This is a genomic window from Actinophytocola gossypii, from assembly GCF_025165815.1.
Taxonomy (GTDB): Bacteria; Actinomycetota; Actinomycetes; order Mycobacteriales; family Pseudonocardiaceae; genus Actinophytocola; species Actinophytocola gossypii.
In genome coordinates this window covers 1-16,189 of the sequence record NZ_JAFFZE010000030.1, presented here as the reverse complement: position 1 = coordinate 16,189, position 16,189 = coordinate 1, and the positions used below count along the sequence as shown (strand labels likewise).

General features: G+C 65.9%; 6 protein-coding genes. 5 read left to right on the top strand and 1 reads right to left on the bottom strand.

Annotated elements, in window-relative coordinates; all coding sequences use genetic code 11:
* Window positions 1-635 precede the first annotated feature (635 nt).
* Window positions 636-806, top strand: coding sequence for a DUF885 family protein (locus tag JT362_RS33090; RefSeq protein WP_311202788.1), 171 nt, complete (start codon window positions 636-638; stop codon window positions 804-806).
* Here the strand turns inward: JT362_RS33090 and JT362_RS33085 are convergent.
* Window positions 756-1,712 carry a helix-turn-helix domain-containing protein gene (locus JT362_RS33085; protein ID WP_260195837.1) on the bottom strand — a complete coding sequence of 319 codons (957 nt, stop codon included), beginning with the start codon at window positions 1,710-1,712 and terminating at the stop codon, window positions 756-758. The two genes, JT362_RS33090 and JT362_RS33085, sit on opposite strands and share 51 nt — an antisense overlap.
* A 104-nt stretch (window positions 1,713-1,816) precedes the next feature.
* Between JT362_RS33085 and JT362_RS33080 the strand changes: the two genes are divergently transcribed.
* From JT362_RS33080 to JT362_RS33065, 4 genes are all read left to right on the top strand, one after another.
* Window positions 1,817-2,089 (top strand): hypothetical protein, encoded by a 273-nt coding sequence (locus JT362_RS33080; RefSeq protein ID WP_260195836.1) that lies wholly within the window; start codon window positions 1,817-1,819, stop codon window positions 2,087-2,089.
* 527 nt (window positions 2,090-2,616) lie between these two features.
* Window positions 2,617-9,390: a LamG-like jellyroll fold domain-containing protein gene (locus JT362_RS33075; protein WP_260195834.1), complete on the top strand. Its 6,774-nt coding sequence runs from the start codon at window positions 2,617-2,619 to the stop codon at window positions 9,388-9,390.
* A 38-nt stretch (window positions 9,391-9,428) separates the two neighbouring features.
* Entirely contained in the window at window positions 9,429-15,575 is a 6,147-nt protein-coding gene (locus JT362_RS33070; RefSeq protein ID WP_260195833.1) for an RHS repeat-associated core domain-containing protein, read from the top strand.
* A gap of 41 nt (window positions 15,576-15,616) precedes the next feature.
* Window positions 15,617-15,961, top strand: a complete 345-nt coding sequence (locus tag JT362_RS33065; protein ID WP_260195832.1) for a hypothetical protein — start codon at window positions 15,617-15,619, stop codon at window positions 15,959-15,961.
* Window positions 15,962-16,189 lie beyond the last annotated feature (228 nt).

The window sequence follows — 16,189 nt, the reverse complement described above, 5'->3', positions numbered from 1 at the left end:
CGAACTGCTCCTCTCGGTACAGCAGCCGAGCGGTTCGCCGCGATGTTCCGGGAGGAAGTACAGCTCACCAAACACCCGCGCGACATTCCCCCGGTTCAATCACCAGGACGTAGTCGTTGTTCTGGTCGGCGTCCGCCTTCTTCGCGATCTTCACCAGCGGGCCGTCCACCAGCCGGAAGCCGGAGCTGTCCTCCCTCGGGTGTCGATGCGCAGGCGGCTACCGCGGTGGTGGCGGGACAGACTGGCTGGCAGCGTGGGACGGCAATTGGTGTGACCTCAGTCGCGGCACGGGCTTATGGTGCCTCGGTGGTGGCATTCGACGACGATGTCCGGAGTACGCATCCGGAGGACTTTCAACTGCTTCAATCAGGGCATCTTCATCTGTTCCGAAACACATGGGCGCTGTCGCGTCTCGTGGCTGATCTCGCCGGGCTGGGGTACGAGGTTGTCGAGGTGGACGCGGCGTCATGCGACGGTGCCGATGACCTGCGCAATGCGATGATCGCCGCGATCGATGACTGGCCGAGCGACTACGGACGCGACAGTTGGCCGGGCTTCAACGATGGCTTGATGGACTACCTGCTCACCGCAGAAAGTCCGCTCGTGGACACGGACGCGCACGCGAAGGGCTGTCCGTGCCCAGGCGGCGACCTACTGCGAGAGAACACCCCGATGTCCGAGGTGGAGATCAACAGCGCCTGGGGTCGTCGTTCGACCTCCGCACCTTCCACGACGTGGTGCTGGGCGACGGCGCGTTACCGCTGTCTGTCCTGGAAGACGTGGTCCGCGCCTGGTCTCCTCACTGAGGTCATCCACCCCCGATGCTCCCCGGCGGCAACGGGCTCGAATTCGTTGGCGTCGATCCCGTCGTAGCCGTGCCGAACCACCGAGCGGTACATCCCTTCGGAGATGGTCGCGGTGAGGAATCTTGACGACTGCTGTGACCGAGCTTTGGGCTCCCCTGAGTTGAGCAGGCGAAACACGATGTCAATGTCCTCGCCAAAAACCCCACGTGAGTCGAAGTGGATGTCACCCGAGTGGAGCGCCACCCTGAGGCGCAACGGTTGGTCAGACGCGGTCTCGTTGTGCTCCTGAAGCAGCGCGGCCAGTCGCGGGAGGAGGTCTGTGACCAGGAGGCTTTTGGGCACCTGATCCGCCGGGTAGATCAACACGAGTAGACCGTCGCCGCGGTCCAAGTGGGGGTCCCGCAAGTCCTCGCTGATGCCGCACATCAGGAGTGCTCGCTCGAGCAAGTCGTGGATGGTGTTCCTGAGTGTTGCTCGCATGACGTTGGACCGCGTGGACGCTCCCACGACGTCCATGGCCAGCATCAAGCGATGCACCGGTAGCGCCGCTGTTCCCTTCGAGTTGCGGGTCCTGCGCATGGACGGGTGGTCTCGCAGCGCCCACGTCCAGGCTTCTTCCGCCTGGAGGACTACTGCCGAGGTCAGTTCCACCTCCGTGTCCGCCGTGATCTGGAGGGGAAGGAGGAGTGAATTCGGAGACACGCTGAGCGCCCTGGCAAGCGCGACCAGGTCGTCAGCGTCGACACGGCGCTCGCCCTTCTCGGTTTTCGACAGCGCGGAGAGCTGGATGGGACGACCCAGTTCGGTGAGCCTTTTCTCCAGTTGACCGAGGGTGAGGCCCCGCTCGCGTCGCAGCTCACCGAGGCGCCGCGCCACGCGGTGCCCCGTCGGTCCAAGCTTCTCCACGCCGCCTAGACTAGCAGTGTTCTCCAAAATCGGGAATCACTCTCCATATTGACGAATCCAGCGTGGCTCTGGGACCCTCGATGCGGAAGGCATCGGGAGGACCCATGGCACTTGCGCAGCGTTCGGGAACCGAGCCGCTCCGGCTCGAGCGGGTCGATGTCGTCGCGCTCCTCGTCGCCTTCCTCGCAACTCTCGTCCTCACCGCCACGGTGACCGGGCGGGTCTCCGGCGAGCTCGCCGAGGCCTCTCAACCGGTCGCCCTCTACGTCGCGCTGACCTCACTGGCCGGTATGCTCGTCCGGCTAGGGTGGCGGAAGCTGGCTCCCTGGGTGCGGGAGCGGATCAGGGACTTCCTCCTGATACCGCCGAACGACTGATTGGGTCGTCAGCTCGCGGGTGTGGTCGACCTGCGCCTGGCGGGGGCCCAACCCTTCATCGAGGCACGACCCCGAGGCCGCGCCGCAGCAGCAAGGGCTGATCGCCGTCCCTGCCAGGACGGCCCTTCACCGAGACGAGGGCTTCTTGGTGTGCACGGCGGGCATCGGCTTGTCCCGTCGCCGTTCGTGCCGCGACCGCCTTCGTTACGTCGGCACGTGTCGCCAGAACGCTCCTGGGCGTTCACCGGGCGAACCCGGTTGTAGTCACAGTCGCTGGGCCTGGTGGTCGGGGGAGGAACCGGCTGTTGGTCGAGGCGCTGACCGCACCGATCATCCACCACGGCCTCGTTCCCCTCGCCACCAACATCATGTGCTGCGTCGACTCCGGACATCACTCTGGTGGCAAGCTCTCAGCGTCCGTTTGGAGTCTTGCCGCTTCGTGCGTGATCGGCGACGCTGAGTGTCGGTTCTTGTCGGGTCGTGTGATGTCGGGGGACATGCGCTGACCTTGTGGGGGTTAGTCGATAATGCGCCGTCTTTTGGCGCGCGGGTTTGGTTCGCGCGCTCGGTTCGTCCTGCGTCGGTCACTTCTTCCGCTGGTTGTTCTGTCGTTGCTGGCGTCGCTGGTGGTGGCCGGTGCGCCGTGGGAGCGTCCCGTGGAGCCGGGTGAGCCGGTGGCGGTGGCTCCGGATGAGGCGTCGGCGTCGTTGGCTGCGATGCGGCAGGGGAGCAGGGTCGAGGTAGCGAGTCTGCGTTCGGAGACGGCGACGACGTACGCGAACCCGGATGGGTCGTGGACGTTGGATCAGTCGGTGGGTCCGGTGCGGGTGCGTCGCGGTGACGGTTGGGTGCCGGTGGACACCTCGTTGGGGAAGACGTCGGACGGGACGTTCGCGACGAGGGCGACGTCGACAGCGGTCGAGGTGTCCGGGGGTGGCCGGGCGGCGTTGGCGCGGGCGTCGGTGGGTGACAAGGGGATCGCGTTGTTCTGGCCGTCGGTGTTGCCGAGGCCGGAGGTCGACGGGTCGGTGGCGACGTACCGGGACGTGTTGCCGGGTGTGGACCTGCGGGTTCGGGCGACGGATCAGGGGTTCGGACACGACGTGGTGGTGAAGACCCGCGAGGCGGCGGCGAACCCGAAGCTGTCGCGAATTCGGTTGGGGTTGTCCACGACCGGGGTGGCGTTGCGCGCGGATCGGACGGGAAATTTGTCGGCGAGCGATGAGTCCGGGGAGGTCGTGTTCCATGCTCCGGCGCCAATGATGTGGGACAGCTCCGATCCCCGGATCGAGCGTCTGGTCGGCGTCGAGGTGGATGCGAACTCGGTGACACTGCTGCCAGATCTGGGGATGCTGCGGGACCCGTCGACCCAGTTTCCGGTGACCATTGACCCGACGTACAGCGGTTACACCCCGAACGCGCGGAACTCGTGGACGTTGGTGCGGCGATCGCACCCGGGTATCTCGCATTGGAATCGGCGGCCGCAGGACGAGGATGAGCGGTTGGCGGGTGTGGCCCGGGTTGGGCATGCGCCGGGGTGGCCGCCGGAGTACCTGGATCGGTCGTTGTTCGCGTTTGATACGCGGCGGTTGGCGGGGACGGATGTGGTGAGTGCGAGGTTCCGGATCTGGCAGGTGTGGAAGTTCTCGAACTCCTGCAACCCGAGCGATGTCGATCCGATGCACCTCTGGCAGACCGGCGGCATCGACTCGACCACCAAGTGGAACAATCAGCCGAGGTGGATCCAGCACCTGTCGTCGGTGCGGTCGGTGCCCAAGGCAAATTATTGTGATCCCGCTTGGGTGGGAATGAACGCCACGGCTGGAACCCAGAGTGCCGCCAATAACGGATCGCCCACGGTGGTGCTCGGTCTTCGGGCCAATGACGAGACCGGGGACAGTGGGTGGAAGCGGTTCTATGTGCAGAACGGTACGTATCCGATGTTGTCGATCACCTACAACCATCGGCCGACGGTGTCCGGGGTGGGTATGGAGCCACGGTTGGTCGCCTGCGTGTGGTGCGACGGCGTTCCGTGGATCGGTAACACGTCGTTGAACCTGGTTGGCACCGTCCATGATCGGGATGGGGGTCAGGTGACGGCGAACTTCCGGATTCGGAAGCCGACCGAGAGCAGGGTGTCGCAGAACCGTGCGGCCGGACACAAGGCCGCCACCCAACTGGTCGTGAACGAGGAAACGATCAAGACCGGTACGGCCGTGACGTGGGATGTGGCCGGCACGGACGGGGCGTTGGGTACCGGTCCGGTCAACGGACCGAGTTTCATGGTGGACAACAAGAAACCCACTCATTTGCCAGACGTCAAGTCCGAGCTGTACGACGATGACGACAACCGCTGGCACGGCGGTGTCGGCGTCGCTGACACGTTCACCTTCAGCTCTGCCGACACGGATATCGACCACTACATCTACGGATGGCAGTATCCGCCGACGACCAAGGCCATCCCGACCGACAAACTCGGTGGCAGCGCGTCGGTGAGGCTCGCACCGACCGGTGATGGGCCACAGACGCTTTACGTGGGAGCACGGGACAGGGCCGGCAATCCCAGCCCGATTACCGCGTATCGGATCTATGTGCGTGCCGGCAACGGCCCGTACGCGCAGTGGCCGTTCGAGGGGAACGCGCGGGACACGGCGTTTCTCGGTGACCGGCACGGCACGCTCAACGGTGACGCGTCCTTCGGCGACGGGGCTGTGGGCACGGCCGTGCACTTCGAGGGTGGTGCGGGGTCGGACGTGACGGCTCCGAACGCGGTGTCGACCGAGGCGAGTTTCTCGGTGATGTCGTGGGTCCGGTTGACTGATGGCGCCTTCGCGCGTGCTGCGGTGAGTCAGGACGGGGTGAACTTTCCGGGTTTCGTGCTGTGGTATCGGCCGGAGAACGGTGGCCGGTGGGGGTTCGGCATGGCCAAGTCCGATGACACCTATGCCGGGACGGATCAGGTGCTGTCGCCGGCGACGGCGCAGTTGAACACCTGGACGCACCTGGCTGGTGTGTACGACGCCAGGGCAGGTGAGCTGCGGTTCTATGTGAACGGAGAGTTGGCCGGGTCCGCGCCGCGATCGGTACTTCCGTGGAACGCGACCGGTTTGATGCGGATCGGGCAGATGAGGTGGCAGGGGAACATCGTCGATCCCTGGGCCGGTGCTGTCGACGAGGTCCGTGTGTATGACCGAGCCGTTGAGCCTGCGGAGGTCAAGGCGGCGGTCGGCACGTCCAACGTGCAGGTGGCGCACTGGACGTTTGACGAGGCGGTGGAACTGCCTGATCCGGGACGCACCGCGCGCAACGCGGTTCAGGGTGGGCCGATGGCGGTCCTCGAGGGCGACGCGAGGTTCGTCGAGGACGGTGTCGCGGGTGGCGGTGCGGTCGAGTTCGGGGCGGACGGCGGGGCCGGATGGGTGACGACCAACGCACCGACCGTCCGGACCGACCAGAGTTTCTCGGTTGCCGCGTGGGTGCAGCTGCGTGATCTCGACCTGGCGGACCGGGCGGCGATATGTCAGGACGGCTCTCGGATATCCGGGTTCTGCCTGGGGCACGCGGAAACGGGTCGATGGACGTTCGGGATGCCGGGATCCGATGCGGACAACCCGTCCGCAACCGCCTCCGTGGTGTCAGGTGCGGACGAGGAAGTTACGACCAAATGGACGCATCTGGTTGGTGTTCACGACGCGACGACCCAGCGGATCTCGCTGTACGTGGACGGCGAGCTCGAGGGAACCGCGAGCCACACCTCGCCGTGGCCGGCCACCGGACCGTTCCGGATCGGGCAGGCGCAGGTCGCTGGGCAGCCGCAACGTTCGTGGGACGGGTTGATCGACGAGGTCCGGGTGTACAGCCGGGTCATCTCCCCGGACGAGATTCAGGCCATCGTCAGCCAGGACGACGTGGCCGCCGGTACCTGGAAGCTCGACGGCGATGCGACCGACTCGGCACAGGACCTGGACGGCACCGTCGCAGGGGATCCGGCCTGGACCGCTGGCCAGTCCACCGACCCGGTTTCCGGTGATCTGGCGTTGCTGTTGACCGGCGCGACCGACGAGTACGTGCGGGCGCCGGCCGCCGTCGACACCGAGCAGAGTTTCTCGGTGACGGCGTGGGCGCGGGTGGACGAGCCCGAGCAGCAGGCGGTGGTTGTTTCCCAGGACGGCTCGCAGGTCAGCGGCTTCACGCTCCGGTCATTGTCGACCGGGCAGTGGTCGTTCGGCATGCACGCGACCGATGCGAACGGTGCGCAACTCCACCAAGCAACGGGTGGTGCGGTGCAGGTGGGCGTGTGGACACACCTGGTCGGCGTCTACCGCACGTTCGTCGAGTCAGGCGCCGTACGAGGGCAGCTGGACCTGTACGTGAACGGGGACCTCGTCGCGTCCGCGTCAGACACGGCGTCGTTCACGGCCGAGGGTGACCTGCAGATCGGGCGTGGGCGACACGACGGCGGCTATTCCGATCACTTCACCGGCGCGATCGACGACGTGTCCGTCTACAGCAGACCGCTGCTGCACGACCAGATCCGGGTAATGGCAGGCCGCGATCTGAGCTTGGTGCACCACTGGCGGCTCGACGAGGCCAGCGGCACCAACGCCGCCGACGCGGTCGGTTCGCGCGGCGGCACGTTGTCCGGCGGTGCGGCCTTCGGGGATGGTCGGGTTGCCAATGCGGTCCATCTCAACGGTGGTGACGGAGTGGTCTCGACGAGTGGCGTGGACCTACGGACCGATGAAAGTTTCTCCGTGGCGGCCTGGGTCTATCTGGACAGCACTGCCGACGCCGCCACCGCGGTGAGCCTTGATGGCACGCACACCAGCAAGTTCCAGCTCGGGTACCGGCCACGGAGCATGGAGTATCCGTTCGGTCAGTGGGTTTTCGAGATGCCTGTTGCGGACACCGCTGGTTCTCCCGATATTCGTGCTGCCGTGTCGACCCGGCAATCGGAGGTGCGAACGTGGGTACATCTGGTGGGGGTCTATGACCAGCCGAGCGGTCTGATTCGGCTCTATGTCGAGAATGTCCAACAGTACGACGACGTGTTGCCCACCTCTTGGCACGCCGACGGCCAACTACACATCGGACGGGGGCGCGCGGACCGACAATCTGTCGAGTACTGGCCGGGCCGGGTCGATGACGTTCGGCTCTATTCCGGTGCTCTGAGCCGTGCTCGCGTCGAAACCCTTCGGCAGTCGTTTCCCGCCGCGTCACCTCCGCCGACGCTTCCCGAGCCGGATCTGGGTTTGTGGACCTTCGACGAAGGTACTGGCAACACCGCCAGTGACGGGAGCGAGTACCAGCGGCACGCGACGATCCACGGCGGCAGCGGTGACGCGGGGGACTGGAAGCCTGGTCGTCGAGGTAGGGCGGCGTGGTTCAACGGTGCGACGAGTTATGCCCAGACGGCGGAGCCCGTGGTGCGGGACGGGGAGAGCTTCTCGGCGACCGCGTGGGTGTATCTGTCCACCGACGAGGGTGCGGGCAAGGTGGTGCTTGGCCAGGACGGTGCCCAGGCGAGTTCGTTCCTGTTGGGGTTCGAGCCGACGGAGAAGCGGTGGTCGGTGGTGGTGCCCGAAACGGACACCGTTGACCCGGCGACGAAGGCGATCGTGTCCACCGAGCCTGCCTGGCTTGGTGAGTGGACCCATCTGGGTGTGGTCTACGACAAGGACGAGCACGAGCTGAGGTTGTTCGTCAACGGAGTGCTGGTTGCTCAGCGTTATGGCGTCACGATCCCGGCGTCGGATGGTCCGTTCACGATCGGGCGTGGGAAGTGGAATGGCGCCAACATGGGGTTCTTCCCGCGAGGGATCGACGACGTGCGGGTGTTCTCCGGTGCGTTGTCCGACGGTGAGATCCGGTTGGTGCACGACAGCGCGTCGTGGATGACGTTGAGTTCGTGGCGGTTCGATGACGGAACGGGCCGGGACTACACCGGCCGTGCGGCGGCGACGGTTTCCGACGGGGCTTCCTTCGTGCCCGGGATCAGCGGTCAGGCGCTGGCACTTGACGGCGAGTCGGGAGCGGCGGTGACCGCTGTGCGTGGTTTGTCCATGCGGGACAGCTTCACGGTCTCGGCCTGGGCGAAGCTCAGCCGGAGGGATCAGGTGGCCACCGTGCTGGGGCAGGACGGCAGCCGGATGAGCGGGTTCGTCTTGCAGTACCGTCCGGAGAACGGCCGGTGGGTGTTCGGTTCTCGAGCTTCGGACACCGACGGAGCCGCGTTGACCTATGCGGCGTCGGCGCAACCAGCGGTGCTGAATCGGTGGGTGCAGCTGACTGGTGTCTACGACCGGGCCGCGCAGCAGGTCCGGCTGTACGTCGACGGGCAGTTGTCCGGTACCCGCAATCACCTGCCGCTGTGGGCGGCCACCGGCGGGTTCACGATCGGTCGGGGCGTGGTCAACGGCGAGCCGGCCGAGTTCTTCCCGGGCGTGATCGACGAGGCGCGCGCGGATCTCGGAATGGTGTCCGACGACGAGATCGCGCGGCGGGCCGGTTGGTCGGCGCCGCAGCCGGGGACGCTCGGAGTGTTCGTCAACGCGGTCGGGGACCGGTACACGGCCGCCACGAGCGAGCCAGTGCGTGCCGGGTACCGATTCGAGCGCACTCTCGGGACCCCGGTGCAGCGCGAGCAGGACGGTACGGTGCCGGATGGCACGCATGTGCTGTACGCGTGCCAGACGGGAACCGACCTGTTCACCTCGACCGACGCGGCATGCGGTGGACAGGTGTTCTTGGGCGAGATCGGACTGGTGCACACCACACCGCCGGAGCACGCGGCCACCGTGCCGATCTACCGGTGCGCGACCGATGGAGACCGGTTCGACGCGGTTGACTGCGGCGCGGCCACCGAGGAGGTCGTGCTCGGATATGCGGCCGCCTACGCGCCGCTGGCCCGGTATCGCGGCCCGTACGGTGACGATCACTGGACGACCGTGGACGGGACGACGCCGGGCTACCTGGCCGAGGGCGACCAGGGTTGGGTCCCGCTGGTCGCGGTGCCCGGCACCCAGCCCCTGATGAGCTGCCGTGCCGACACCGACACGTTCACCTCGGTCGACCCGGCCTGTGAGGGCGCGCAGGTGGTGGCCACGATCGGGCACGTCTGGGCTGAGGCGCCACCGGAGCTGCTCACCTATCCGCTGTACCGGTGCCTGTCGGACGTCGGCGAGCAGCAGGACGTCCAGCGGTTCACCTCGCTGTCCGAAACGTGCGGTGGGCACACCGTGGACCGTCTGCTGGGGCACGTGCTGGCGGTCCCACCGGTACCGGTGCCCGGAACCGACTGAGCGCCCCCGCTCCTCGTCTGCTGTTGGAAAGGAAACTCATGCGGCTGTGGCGAAGTGGCGCCCTGTTCCTGTCCGCGGCGCTGGCGGCGACCCTGGTGCAGGTGACCCTGCCACCGGTGGCGTCGGCGCAGAGCGGCCCGTCGGTGCCGCTGCCACCGGTGAGTTCGGTCGGTGGCAGCCAGGCCGGGCGGGACGCACCAGCGTCGACCGACGAGACGTCGGAGTTCGCACGGGACGGCGAGCAGACCGTCGGCGAGGAGTTCTCGGCGGGTGGCGGCACCTACACGGCGACCTCGCTGAAGCCGTCCGCCACCTGGCAGGTTTCCGGACAAACCGGCGACTTCACCTGGTCCTATCCGCTGCCGGTGCCGCCGGCGCCTGGCGGGTTGGTTCCCCAGCTTGGGCTGTCGTACTCCTCGGGCGCGGTGGACGGGTTGACCAGCGCCACGAACAACCAGGCGTCCTGGGTGGGTGACGGGTGGAGCCTGTGGCCCGGGTTCATCGAGCGCCGGTACCGCGGCTGCGGCGACGACCTGGACGGTGTCGCCGACCCGAAGCCGGCGGACCTGTGCTGGCACACCGACAACGCGACGCTGTCGCTGAACGGGTCGGGCTCCGAGCTCGTGCGGGTCGGCACGAGCTCGGTCTGGAAGCCGAAGTCCGACGACGGGTCGCGGGTCGAGCGGCTCACCAACGGGGACAACGCCGACGACAACAACGAGACGTGGAAGGTCACCACGGTCGACGGCACGCAGTACTTCTACGGGTCGAGCGCGGCGTCGAAGTCGACCTGGACGGTGCCGGTGTTCGGCGACGACGCCAACGAGCCCTGCCACGCCGCAACGTTCGCCGGCTCGTGGTGCACGCAGGCCTACCGGTGGAACCTCGACAAGGTCGTCGACCGGCACGGCAACATGATCCGCTACCACTACCAGACCGAGACGAACTTCTACGGCCGTAACAAGAACAGCGCCGCCACCCAGTACGTCCGCGGCGGCTGGCTGGATCGCGTGGACTACGGTCTGCGGGCCGACGACCCGTCGGTGCCGGCCGCCGGCCAGATGACCTTCACGGTCGCTGACCGCTGCGTGCCCGGCTCGGACTGCACGCTGGACAAGCCGCTGAACCTGCCTGACGTGCCGCTGGATCTGCGCTGCACCGGCGGAACGTGCGAGGACACGTGGTCGCCGACGTTCTGGACGACCAAGAAACTCACCACCGTCACCACGAAGGCGCGTGTTTCCGGACAGCTGGCCACCGTCGACAGCTGGAAGCTCCGGCACATCATGCCCGACCCTGGTGACGGCGAGAAGGCCGCACTGTGGCTGAAGGGGATCACGCACACCGGGCACACCGGAACCGCGATCTCGTTGCCGGAGGTGACCTTCGACGGTGTACGGATGCCCAACCGCGTGCACGGCGTCGACGGCTACTCCGCACTGATCCGGTTCCGGATGAACGCGATCGTCTCCGAGGCCGGCGGCGTGACCTCGATCCGTTACGCCGAACCGGACTGCGTGCACGGCTCCTCGATGCCCGCGAACGCGCACACGAACACCAAACGCTGTTTCCCGGTGCGATGGACACCTCCGATGTCACCGGAACGCACCGACTACTTCCACAAGTACGTCGTGGAGTCGATCAACGAGTACGACGGCGTCGCCGGCACGCTCGCGGTCGAAACGGCCTACGAGTACCTCGGTGGTGCGGCGTGGCACTGGAACACCTCCGAGTTCGTGAAGGAGGACAAGAAGACCTGGGACGAGTTCCGGGGCTTCAACCGGATCAGGATCCGCAAGGGCTCCGGCGAGGACGGCCCGCGGACGATGACCGAGCAGCGGTTCCACCGCGGCATGCACGGCGACAAGCTTCCCAACGGAACTCGGTCGGTGACCGTTCCCGACAGTGAGAACGTCTCGCGCACCGACTCGGATTGGTTGCGCGGGTTCCAGTACGAGACCGCGACGTTCGCGAGGGAGGCCCCGTCGACCGCGCCCGTCCCGGTCCGCCTGACGAAGACGATCAGCACGCCGTTCGTGCACGGTCCAACCGCGACGCGGGGCCCGTTCAAGTCCTACATCGTCCGCTCCGGTGTAGCGAAGACCTACACCGTGCTCGCCGCCGGCGGTCGTCGAGTCACCAGCACCGAGACGACCTACGACACCACCTATGGCCTGCCGACCTCGGTCAACGACGTCGGCGACATCGCCACCGACATCGACGACCTGTGCACCACCACCACCTACACGCCGAACACCACCAGGTGGCTGATCGACTTCCCGACCCGCGTCGAGACCGTGTCCCTCCGCTGCGGACAGACCCCGGAGTTCCCCGCCGACGCGGTCAGCGACACCCGCACCTTCTACGACGGCCACACCAACAACACGCCCCCGACGATCGGGAACGCCACCGAGGTTCGTGTCGCCGCCTCCCGCCCCGCGTCCGGCCCGGTCTACGTCACCACCGGGAGCAGCGAGTACGACGACCACGGCCGTGTCACTGCGGCCACCGACGCGCTCGGCAACACCACCACGACCGCCTACACCCCTGCCCTCGGCGGCCCGACCACGCAGGTCGTCACCACCACCCCCGGCACCGACACGGTCCCCGAAGGCCTCTCCACCACCACGACCTACGACCCCCGCCGAGGCCAGCCGACCCTGATCGAAGACCCCAACACCCGACCCACCGAGATCACCTACGACGCGCTCGGCCGCACCACCGAGGTGTGGCTGGCGAACCGACGCAAGTCCCAGCACGCCAACGGCAACCACCGCTTCTCCTACCAGATCCGCAAGAACGGCCCGAACGTCATCACGACCACGACGCTGCGGCCCAACGGCAACTACACGACCAACCACGACCTCTACGACGGGCTGCTCCGCAAACGGCAAACCCAGACCCCCGCGCCCGGCGGCGGCCGGCTGCTGTCCGACATCCGCTACGACTCCCACGGCCGCCCCGCACGAGTAACCCAGCCCTACTACAACGGCTCCTCGGTCAACACTCAACTCTGGTTGCCGTTCGAGAACTCCATCCCGGGCATGACCGTCAGCTTGTTCGACGGCGCCGGCCGTCCCGTGTCCCAGGCGTTCCACGGCTACGGCGAGAAACGATGGGAGACCACCACCACCTACGGCGGCGACCGGACCACCGTCACCCCACCCCAGGGCGGCACCCGAACGACCACGATCACCGACGCCCGCGGTCGCACCACCGAACTCCGCCAACACGGCCCGGACGGGTTCCAGGCCACCACCTACACCTACACCCCCGCCGGTGACCTGAAAACGGTGACCGATCCAGGCGACAACGTCTGGACCTACGACTACGACCTCCGCGGCCGCAAGATCGCCGAAGACGACCCCGATCGCGGCCAGTCCACCTACACCTACGACAACGCCAACCAGCTCCTATCCTCCACCGACGCGCGCGGTGCGACACTCGTGTACTCCTACGACGCCCTCGGCCGCAAAACCACACTGCACCGGGACTCGACCACCGGCACCCGACTCGCCGACTGGACCTACGACACCGTCCCGTTCGCCAAAGGCCAACCAGCGACCGCCACCCGCTACGTCGGCGCCGCCGCCTACACCACCAGAGTGACCGGGTACTCGCCTCTGTACCAACCGGGCGTAACGGAAGTGGACATCCCCGCAGCCGAAGGCAACCTCGCAGGCACCTACACCTCGTACCTGACCTACCGGCCAGACGGCTCCCTGGGCTCGGAGTCGTACCCGGAAGCGGGCGACCTGGCCGAGGAAAGCGTTGTCTACGACTACAACGACCTCGGCCTACCGGATGGAACGCGCGGCGGCATCGACAGCACGGTCGACTACGTGCTCGGTACGAACTACACCCGCTACGGCGAACCACAACGCCTGACACTCGGACAGGACACACAGCGGGCATGGCTCTCGTACTACTACGAGGACGACACCCGCCGACTGGAACGCACCGTCGTCGACGCCGAAATCCCACGCCCGATGGTCGCCGACTACCACTACACCTACGACGACGCCGGCAACGTCCTGTCCATGGCCGACACGCCGATCAACCAACCCGCCGACACCCAGTGCTTCCGCTACGACCACCTGCGACGGTTGACCGAAGCATGGACACCAGCCGCTGGCTGTGATGCGGAGCCGACGAGGGTGGGGCTGGGTGGTCCGGCACCGTACTGGCACACCTTCGCCTACGACGAGGTCGGCAACCGGACCACCGAGACCCAACACGGCCTGTCCGGTGACACGACCCGCACGTATGCGAGCACCGGCCACCGTCTGAACTCCGTGACCACCGCCGACTCCGGTGGGACGAGATTGGAGGAGTTCGGTTACGACGCGGTGGGCAATACCACCAGCCGCTCTGTGGTGGGTGAGGAGCAGACACTCGAGTGGGACGCCGAGGGCCACCTCAACAAGGTCACCACCGAGGCCGGCGCGGAGACGACGTTCGTCTACACCCCCGGCGGTGACCGGTTGATCCGGCGTGATCCACAGGCGGTGACGTTGTATCTGGGTAACCAGGAGATCCGTCTCGACCGCCAGTCGGGTGTGCGGACCGGTACCCGGTACTACGCGCATGGTGGGCAGACGGTCGCGGTTCGTAAGGGTTCGGGTCTGTCGTGGTTGGCGGGTGACCGCAACGGCACCGCCGAGGTGTCGATCAATCAGAACACCTTGGATGTGACGCGTCGTCGGCATCAGCCGTTCGGCGCGCCCCGCGGCGCGGCACCGGTCGGATGGCCGGGTGAGCGAGGGTTCGTGGGCGGCACGATCGACACCTCGACCGGGTTGACGCATTTGGGTGCGCGTGAGTACGACCCCGCCCTGGGGCGGTTCGTGTCGGTTGATCCGTTGATGGATCTGGCTGATTCACAGCAGATGCACGGCTACGCCTACGCCAACAACAGTCCGATGACGTTCACCGATCCAAGCGGGCTTTACTACATCTGTGGTGGCGGTCCTGGTGGGGACTGTCCGTATGAGGGCCCGTTGTGGACGACGAACCCGGACAAGGCACAGGAGTACAACGACAAGGCCCAGGACAAGTCGGGTGTGGACCCGGACGCGGCCGCACGTGACGTGTACATGAACTCGCCGATCCTGGGCCAGTCCATCGACCCGAGTCTTCTCGCCTATTTTAAAAAGAATAAATATAAGGGGTCGGCCCGGTTCTCTCGGTTGGAGGCCCTTGAGTTCGCGCTCCAGAGTGATGTGGGATGGCGAATCGTCTGTCAGATCCAGAACGGTGCGGCCGATGAGTGCATGCCGGACGTGTGGGGTGACGGTCTGGTCAACCTGATGCGGTTCGTGTACGAGCTGACGCCGGTTCCGGATGCGGTCGATTGTTTGGGTGGTAGCGCGGAGTCGTGTGCGTGGTTGGCCGCGAGCGCGGTCCCGGGCGCCCGGCTGCTCCGCGGTATCGACAACGCCGCCGATGCCGCGCGTACCGGAGTCCGATCGTGCAAGACCAATAGCTTTGTGCCAGGTACCGAGGTGCTGCTGGCTGATGGCGCGTCGAAGCCGATCGATGACGTCGAAGTCGGGGACTTGGTGCTGGCTACGGATCCGGTGACCGGTGAGACTGGCCCTCGCGAGGTGGTCGCGACGATCGTCGGCCAGGGCCGCAAGAACCTGGTCGAGGTCACCATCGACACCGACGGCCCCACCGGCGACCAAACCGGCACCGTGACCGCCACCGCCAACCACCCCTTCTGGATCGACAACCACGCCCGCTGGATCCACGCAGAAGACCTACGCACAGGCGACGACCTACGGGTCGCGGGTACAAGCCAGGGTGAGGTACTGGCCACCCGGCCCTACATCACGCACCAAAGAGTCCACAACCTCACCATCAACGACATCCACACGTACCACGTCCTTGTCACTGATGTGCCGGTGCTGGTCCATAATTGCGATAACTCTGGAGTATATGTCTTTACAGAGAAGCGGTCTGGTCTGCCTTATGTGGGTCAGACAAACAACTTTGATCGCCGCCTAAAGGAACACGTGCGTACCGGAAAACGTGATGCTGATGGTCACGTCATATGTATTCACGTTTGTGGCGATAAAGATGCACGAGAGGCGGTTGAGGCTGATGTTATTGAGCTGCTTGGAGGGAAAGAAAATCTTGCAAACGATGTGAACTCGCCTGGCCTCCGTCGTCGAAGCTCGTGACCTGCTAGGCTTGCTCGCTCGAAACTTAGAAGTGCGACAGTGTGAAGAGTGACGAACGGAGTATGCAGGCTTTGTCTGAGAACGCAGTAATAGTGCATTTCAAGCTAAGCGACGACGACTTCGGTTCAGGCTATGAGCGTGATGAAGTTCGCGCGCTGGGAAGAAAGATTGAAAATGCGCTCAGGGCGGCGGGTATAGGCGAACTTGATGGTGACGAGTTTGGTGGCGGCGAAGCAGCACTTTTCCTTTATGGACCAGATGCGAATGCTCTGTACGAATCAATCTCGACCCTGTTGCGCAACAATACAATACGCCCTGATTACGTGATTCTGCGTTACGGCGAGGCAGATGACCCGGTAGCGAAGGAGCGTCGGATCTATCTATAGTGCCCGCGCGGCCTGTCGTGGTTGGAGAGTGTCCATTCAGGGCTGGTTTGACCAGCAGGTTTGTGGCGGGTCTGGTGTGAGCGTGCTGGTGTGGTGAGGTTCCCCCGTTGCCCGGACACCTCACCTGAGGTGACCTGTGGTCACCAGGGAGGATGTCTTCGTGCCTGCACCACACCCGCCTGAGTTCCGTCGTCGTGCTGTCGAGCTGGCTCGTGAGCAGACCAAATC

Bases quoted from the DNA above. Each gene is read 5' to 3' on its own strand.
- JT362_RS33070 (WP_260195833.1), top strand. From the start codon at position 9,429: ATGCGGCTGTGGCGAAGTGGCGCCCTGTTCCTGTCCGCGGCGCTGGCG.
- JT362_RS33075 (WP_260195834.1), top strand. From the start codon at position 2,617: ATGCGCCGTCTTTTGGCGCGCGGGTTTGGTTCGCGCGCTCGGTTCGTC.
- JT362_RS33080 (WP_260195836.1), top strand. From the start codon at position 1,817: ATGGCACTTGCGCAGCGTTCGGGAACCGAGCCGCTCCGGCTCGAGCGG.